Below are 7150 nucleotides of genomic sequence, written 5' to 3' on the forward strand. Positions count from 1 at the left end.
AAGGCTTCCTGTGCTGTGGTACGGGTTAGTGATTTTGCACTATGACAAATTTGCACTATGAAAAAAAGGGAGCCATTTGGCTCCCTTTGTTGTGAATTACTTACCGAGCAGTTGCTCCAGAATGGCGGGATTTTCCAGTGTGGAAACGTCGCCCTGCGGGAGTTCGCCGATGGCGATGCCGCGCAACAACCGGCGCATGATTTTCCCCGAGCGGGTTTTGGGTAGATTATCGCCAAAACGGATGTCATCAGGTTTCGCGATGGGGCCAATTTGCTCGGCGACCCAGTCGCGCAGGGTCTTGACCATGGCATCGGCTGCGTCGCCTTGTGGCCGATCGCCCTTGCAGACGACGAAGGCGACGATCGATTCGCCTTTGATGTCGTGCGGCTTGCCGACCACGGCTGCTTCGGCAACCAGCGGGTGAGCGACAAGCGCCGATTCGATTTCCATAGTACCGAGGCGATGGCCGGAAACGTTCAATACGTCATCGATACGACCCATGATCCAGAAATAGCCATCGTCATCACGGCGGGCGGAGTCACCGGCGAGGTAATATCCCTTGAGCTTCTCAGGGAAATAACCGCGTTTGAAGCGCGCGTCGTCACCCCAGATGGTGCGAATCATCGAAGGCCATGGCTTCTTGATGACCAGATTCCCGCCCTGATTGTGGCCCACGGGATTGCCCTCGTCATCGACGATGTCCGCGATGATGCCGGGCAGAGGACGTGTGCAGGAGCCGGGTTTGGTCGCGATGGCACCGGGCAATGGCGCAATCATGTGTGCGCCGGTTTCTGTTTGCCACCAGGTGTCGGCAATCGGGCAGCGCTCGCCGCCGATTACGCGGTGATACCACATCCAGGCTTCGGGGTTGATGGGTTCACCCACGGTGCCGAGCAGACGCAGGCTGGAAAGGTCGGATTTGGCCGGAACGTCATCGCCGAGCTTCATCAGGGCGCGAATGGCGGTCGGCGCGGTGTAGAACACGGAAACTTTGTGGCGTTCGATCATCTGCCAGAAACGTCCACCGTCCGGGTAAGAGGGGATGCCTTCGAACATGACTTGAGTAACACCCAGCGCCAGCGGTCCGTAGGTAACGTAGCTGTGGCCGGTGATCCAGCCGACATCGGCGGTGCACCAGTACACATCGTCGTCGTTCAGGTCGAATACCCAGGCATTGGTCAGCGCCGCATTGACGAGGAAGCCGCCGGTAGCGTGCTGTACGCCCTTGGGTTTGCCGGTGGAGCCGGAGGTGTACAACAGGAAAAGCGGGTGTTCGGCTTCCACCATCACGGGGTCGCAGGTGGTTGACTGGCTGGCTGTAAGCGCGCTCCAGGCGACATCTGTGCCGGCGTTGAGCGCGGCATTGCCGAGGCGCTCGAATACCACGACTTTCTCCACGCTGGGGCATCCGGCTTCGAGCGCCTTGTCGACGGCGGACTTGAGTGGAACGGTTCGTCCGCCACGCATGCCACCGTCGGCCGTAATGACCATGCGGGCGCCTGTGTCGTTGATGCGATCACGCAGCGCTTCGGCCGAGAAGCCGCCGAATACGACCGAGTGAATGGCGCCAATCCGCGCGCAGGCGAGCATGGCGATGCTGGCTTCGGGGATCATCGGCATGTAGATAATCACGCGGTCGCCTTGGGTGATACCGAGCGATTTGATGCCATTGGCAAGTTTGGCGACTTCATCGTGCAACTGCTGATAGGTGATTTCCCGCACGCTGCCGTCGTCCGCTTCGGCAATGATCGCCACTTTCTGTGCCTTGGCGGGCAGGTGACGGTCGATGCAGTTCACCGACGCATTGAGTTTGCCATCGGTAAACCAGCGATAGTGCGGGGCATTCGAATCGTCGAGAATCGTGGAAAACGGCGTGTCCCAGGTCACGAACTCGCGGGCTTGTCGAGCCCAGAAGCCTTCATAGTCGCTCTGGGCTTCGGCGACGAGTGCATTGTAGGCATCCAGGGAACCAATGCGTGCGAGGGCGGCAAACTCGGGGTTGGGTTGAAATACCCTGTTTTCCGTTAGAATCGATTCGAGATTATTCATGACATACCCCTGAGTTTCTTTGACTGGCTTTCTGCATCGGTCCGCTGCGAATAACGCGACCTGTATGAGTGAACCCGTGATTTTGCCAAATGCGGGCCTCATTGACCATAGTTGGCTTACCAGATACCCCCAGAATCGTGCAGATTCAATTGAGTTAACCCTGATTATTGAACATGAGTTTTGACCATGAGTTTTGAACAAACCATCCCCGCGCTCGATGCCCCCGCATTGGCCGAATTGCTATCCGAGACACTGACCGCTCCAGCGTGGGCGGTACCCTTGATGATCTGGGGTGCGCCGGGAATCGGTAAATCGGATCTCGTGCGCGAGGCGGCGGCGGTGCAGGGTTATCCATTGATCGACCTGCGGCTTTCCCAGCTCGAACCCACCGACCTGCGCGGCATCCCCTTGCACGACAACGGCAAGGTCCGCTGGATACCGCCGGATGAGCTGCCGGATGAATCCCGCGATGGCCCGCGTGGCGTATTGTTTCTGGACGAAATCAATGCGGCACCGCCGCCTGTGGCCGCAGCGGCTTATCAATTGATTCTGGATCGGCGCTTGGGCGCTTACCGCCTGCCTGAAGGCTGGAGCATCGTGGCTGCGGGCAACCGCCTCGATGATCGGGGCATTACCTACGTGATGCCTGCGCCATTGGCCAACCGGTTCATGCATGTGGAACTACAGGCCGATGCCGATGCCTGGCTGGCGTGGGCTGCGCGGCAGGGTATTGAGCCCGTGCTGCGGGATTTTATGGCCGAACAGCCGCACTGGTTGGCGCGGTTTCTACCGGAGCCGGAGGTCAAGGCGTTCCCCAGCCCGCGTAGCTGGATGTTTGCCGATCGGGTGATCAAGCGGCGCGCCCTGCCCACTCTGACTGGGGCGGGTTCTTCCGGGCTCGATGAAACAACCCTGATTCATATCGCGGCCTGTGTGGGACGCGAGGCGGCTGCGGCGTTGGCCGAATTTGTTGGCAGCGGCGAACAAGAGGGATTCTCGGTCGCCGGTTGGTTGAATGAGCCGGGCAGTCTGGCGCAACTGACCGATGTGTCCGCGCAAATGGATGCGGTCCGGGCCATTGTGGCAGCCCGGAATCAGGGGCGGATCCGTTCCGACGAGGCGCTGAAACTGGCGGTTGAGTTGCCGGATGATCGCCTCAGTTTCAGTTTGATCGAACAACTGCATCAGATCGAAGGGGATCGGTTGTTCGATGAGCCCGCCTTTTCGAACTGGGTGAGTGTGCGTGGTGCCAAGGCCCCTGTCGAAAGTTTTGTAGCGGCTCCAAGTGCCGGATGAAACCCGTTGGCATCTGGCACGACGGGCGATGGCGGTTCGTTGGCCCGCCTTGATCCGTGCCTTGCCTGAACACTCTTTGGTGGTGCGGCAGGGTGGGGCGGTCGGGCTGGCAGATCGCGTTGTGGTGCTGCGGCAGGACTGGCTGGCGCAAGCAAGCACGCAAGAGTTACACCATGCGCTTTTACACCTGGCGGCGCATGCGGCGTTGGGGCATCGCACCTGGCGCTGGCATCCGGCTGCCGTTGATGCGCGGCTTGATGTTGAGGCAACCGATTTTCTGGTTTCTCTGGGTGTGTCCCCTGAGGCGGCCGGTTGGCATGATGATCATCATGGAACCTGGGCCGATGTGCCCGTTCAACTGCCGGGCGAAAACCACAAGGCTCGCGCCGAGCCGGCGGGAAGCACGTCACGGGACGCAGCCGCATCTTGTGATATGACTTCGTCCATGGCAGAAGATGATTCCGATGAACCGATCGATTTCGATGCCCAGCAGGCCGCCAAGGTGGTAGCGGCGCGGCAATCCACCGATGGTCGATCATTCTCTGGTTTCAAGGGCTCGGCTGGCGCGCCGATAACGCGGGATGATGCGACCGACTGGCGCGCGGTGCTGGCGTTGTGGCTTGTATCGCGTGTTTATCAACGCTGGCAGTTCGATCGTCCGTCGCGTCGGCAGGTAGAGCCGTTCATTTTGCCCCGCCTGGCGGGGAAGAGGCTCAATCTGGTGTTGGCGCTGGATGTCAGTGGTTCGATTGATCCGGCTTGGGTGCGGCAATTTCTGTTTGACGCGGAACAACTCCGGGGGAAGGTGAATATGCAGTTGCGCCTGTTGACCTGCGATAACCGGATTCATGACGATCGGATACTGTCGGGTGCGCTGACATTGCCGGAAACGGGCGGTGGCGGGACAGATTTTCGTCCGGTGTTTTCCCGTTTGCATGGCGATTCCGGTGTGGATGCCTTGGTCTATTGCACCGATCTTATTGGGCAGTATCCCGAGCAAGCGCCGCATTTCCCTGTGTTCTGGCTCGTGCCGTCTGCTCTGTTGCGTGCCACTCGCGGGCGGACTGCGGCAGTGCAACCACCGCCTTTCGGGCGTGTCTTGCCGATGATTGATCGAGGGGGCTTGCGTTGAGTGCGCCAACCCGGCATGAAACACATGAGCGTGTCTTGCATGAGGATACGGCACGGCTGATCGACGAATTCATCAACGCGCTCTGGCTGGAAGAGGGCTTGAGCAAAAATACGCAGAGCGCCTACCGCAGCGATTTGCGCCTGGCCGCGCTGGAGTGGCAGCGCGCCGGTTTGCGACTGAACGAAGCCTCGGCAGAGGATCTGCCCCGGCTGCTGGGTGAGCGGATGAGTTCCGGTCAATCGGCGCGCTCAATCGCCCGTTTGCGCTCATCCTTGAAGCGGTTTTTCGGCTGGTTGCGCCAACAGAATTTGCGCACGGATGATCCGACCACCGCCTTGGCCGCGCCTCGTTTGCCGCGCGCATTGCCCTACGCGCTTTCGGAAAACGAGGTCGAGCGTCTGCTCGACGCGCCGGATGTGTCCGAGCCCATCGGGCTTCGGGATCGGGCGATGCTGGAATTGCTGTATGCCAGTGGCCTGCGTGTGACGGAACTCATCGGCCTGCAATTTGGTCAGATCAACCTCGTGCAGGGTGTGTTGCGCGTGACGGGGAAGGGCAACAAGGATCGATTGGTGCCCATCGGCGATGAGGCGATCGTTTGGTTGAGTCGGTACCTTCGCGAGGCGAGACCCGCGTTGCTGGGGCGACGGGAGTCCGCGAACGTCTTCGTCACCGAGCGCGGCAATGGTATGACGCGTCAGGCGTTCTGGTACCGAATCAAGCACCACGCGCTCCAGGCTGGCTTGGCGCGGCTGCCCTCGCCGCATACCCTGCGTCATGCCTTTGCGACCCACTTGCTGAACCACGGGGCGGATTTGCGGGTATTGCAGATGCTGTTGGGACATGCGGATCTATCGACCACGCAGATTTATACCCACGTGGCGACCACGCGTCTTAAGGCATTGCACGCGCAGCATCATCCCCGTGGATAAGCTATGCTGATTCCAGATTTTTACCTTGGTTTTTATTTAGAGTGATCTGACATGAGTTTTTCCCGTTCCGTGACTTTCCGCGCCCTGTTTTTGGGGGTGATGGCCACCTCGACCGTGATGGCATCCGTTTCGATGGCACGGGCCGATCAGGCCGGTGACGAGCAGACGATCCGCAAGGAGTTGGCTCAATCGATGGCCCAACTGCCGATCGACAGCGTGGCACCCACGCCCATCAAAGGGATCTACCAGATCGTCTCCAAAGGGCAGATTGCCTACGTTACTGCCGACGGACGCTACCTGTTTGCCGGTAATCTGCTGGATCTCAAGAATCAGGTCAATCTGACCGAAAAAGTCCGGGATCAAGAGCGCGTCGCGCTACTGAAAACCGTGCCGGCCGATCACAAGGTCATTTTTGCGGCCGACGGCGCCAAAAAGGGCACGGTCACCATTCTGACCGATCCGACTTGCCCGTTCTGTGAAAAGCTGCACCAAGAAATCCCGGCCCTGCAAAAAGCCGGTATCGAGGTGCAAACCATCCTGACGCCCCGTGCAGGCAACGACTCGCCGGGCTATGTCGAGTCCTCGCAGATCATGTGCAGCAAGGACAAGATCAAGAACGTTGATATCGCGATGGCGCGCCAGCCCTTGTCGGGTGACGCCTGCAAGGACAGCATGATCGACGCGAACATGGCGTTGGCAGAGCAGTTGGGCATGAGTGGCACGCCCTATATCATCCTGCCGGACGGCAGCGCGGTGCCGGGTTATCGTCCGGCGTCGATGTTGATCCCCGTGATTACCGGGCAGGCCGCTTCTCAGTAAGTATCGGCTTGAGTTTCCTTTGTTGCCTCGGGGGGTAAACGCCCCCGTTTGCTGTTCAGCGGAATGCCTCGTCCTTAGTCTCCTTGATGGAGAACAGGCCGAGCAAGGTCAGCGCGGCTGCGGCCGAGAGGTAGTAGCCGACATAGTTGAGCCCATAGTGGCTGGCAAGCCAGGTGGCGGCATAAGGTGCGAGCGAGGCGCCAAAAATCCCCGATAAGTTAAAGGCCATTGAGGTGCCGGTATAACGAACTGTTGTGGGAAAAAGTTCGGAAAGCAGGGTGCCGAGCGGACCGTAGGACAACCCCATCAGCCCTAGTCCCAGCACCAGAAACACCACAACGCCCGTCAGATTGCCGGAACCGAACAGTGGAGCCAGCGCAAAGCCGAACAGGAAGATCCCCAGCGTCACCACGATCAGCGTCAAACGGCGACCGAAGCGATCCGCAATCAGGCTGGAAATGGGAATGGTGAGCGCAAAAAACAGCACGGCGAACAGTTGGGCGAACAGGAAAGTCTCACGACTGTAACCCAGGCCGTTCTTTGCTGTGCCGTAGGTCAATGCGAACACGGTCATCAGGTAGAACGTGACAAATGTGGCCAGTGCGATGACCGTGCCCGCAATCACGGGTTTCCAGTGGCTCTTGAATACCGTGGCAATCGGTGTTTTAACCCGCGTGTTTTGCTCGACCACTTCCTGGAACGCAGGGGTTTCGGTGATTTTCAGTCGGACGTACAACCCCACAATCACCAGTGCCGCGCTGGCAAGAAAAGGGATGCGCCAACCGAAATCGAAAAACTGCTGGTCGGTCAGGAATGCGGTGAGCAGCACAAAGGTGCCGCTGGAAAGTATGAAGCCGATGGGCGCACCCAATTGCGGGAACATGCCATACCAGGCCCGTTTCCCCGGCGGGGCGTTTTCGGT

6 protein-coding genes are annotated in these 7150 nt (G+C 59.5%); 4 read left to right on the top strand and 2 right to left on the bottom strand.

The features are described from left to right. Positions 1-96: 96 nt before the first annotated feature. Positions 97-2049: an acetate--CoA ligase gene (gene acs / locus M7R55_RS03315; RefSeq protein ID WP_298218492.1), complete on the bottom strand. Its 1953-nt coding sequence runs from the start codon at positions 2047-2049 to the stop codon at positions 97-99. A gap of 186 nt (positions 2050-2235) precedes the next feature. On the opposite strand from acs, the gene M7R55_RS03320 reads away from it, so the two are divergent. Genes M7R55_RS03320 through M7R55_RS03335 form a run of 4 tightly spaced genes read left to right on the top strand, consistent with a single transcriptional unit; the run spans position 2236 to position 6228 of the window. Further along, positions 2236-3345, top strand: coding sequence for a MoxR family ATPase (locus M7R55_RS03320; protein WP_298218494.1), 1110 nt, complete (start codon positions 2236-2238; stop codon positions 3343-3345). After that, positions 3335-4477, top strand: coding sequence for a VWA-like domain-containing protein (locus M7R55_RS03325; protein ID WP_298218496.1), 1143 nt, complete (start codon positions 3335-3337; stop codon positions 4475-4477). Before M7R55_RS03320 ends, M7R55_RS03325 begins: the two co-directional genes overlap by 11 nt. A 35-nt stretch (positions 4478-4512) precedes the next feature. Continuing rightward, the gene (xerD, locus tag M7R55_RS03330; RefSeq protein ID WP_366881153.1) at positions 4513-5409 is read left to right on the top strand and encodes a site-specific tyrosine recombinase XerD; all 897 of its coding nucleotides are present in this window, start codon (positions 4513-4515) and stop codon (positions 5407-5409) included. Between the two features lie 51 nt (positions 5410-5460). After that, positions 5461-6228, top strand: a complete 768-nt coding sequence (locus tag M7R55_RS03335) for a DsbC family protein (protein ID WP_298218499.1) — start codon at positions 5461-5463, stop codon at positions 6226-6228. Positions 6229-6283: 55 nt separating this feature from the next. Here M7R55_RS03335 and M7R55_RS03340 read toward each other — a convergent pair. Next, positions 6284-7150: MFS transporter (locus tag M7R55_RS03340; protein WP_298218501.1), on the bottom strand; the 867-nt coding region annotated here is incomplete at its 5' end.

This window comes from Halothiobacillus sp. (genome assembly GCF_027346185.1).
Taxonomy (GTDB): domain Bacteria; phylum Pseudomonadota; class Gammaproteobacteria; order Halothiobacillales; family Halothiobacillaceae; genus Halothiobacillus.

Excerpts from the sequence above, each read along its gene's own strand:
- acs (WP_298218492.1), bottom strand. The coding sequence starts at position 2,049 with ATGAATAATCTCGAATCGATTCTAACGGAAAACAGGGTATTTCAACCC.
- M7R55_RS03320 (WP_298218494.1), top strand. The coding sequence starts at position 2,236 with ATGAGTTTTGAACAAACCATCCCCGCGCTCGATGCCCCCGCATTGGCC.
- M7R55_RS03335 (WP_298218499.1), top strand. The coding sequence starts at position 5,461 with ATGAGTTTTTCCCGTTCCGTGACTTTCCGCGCCCTGTTTTTGGGGGTG.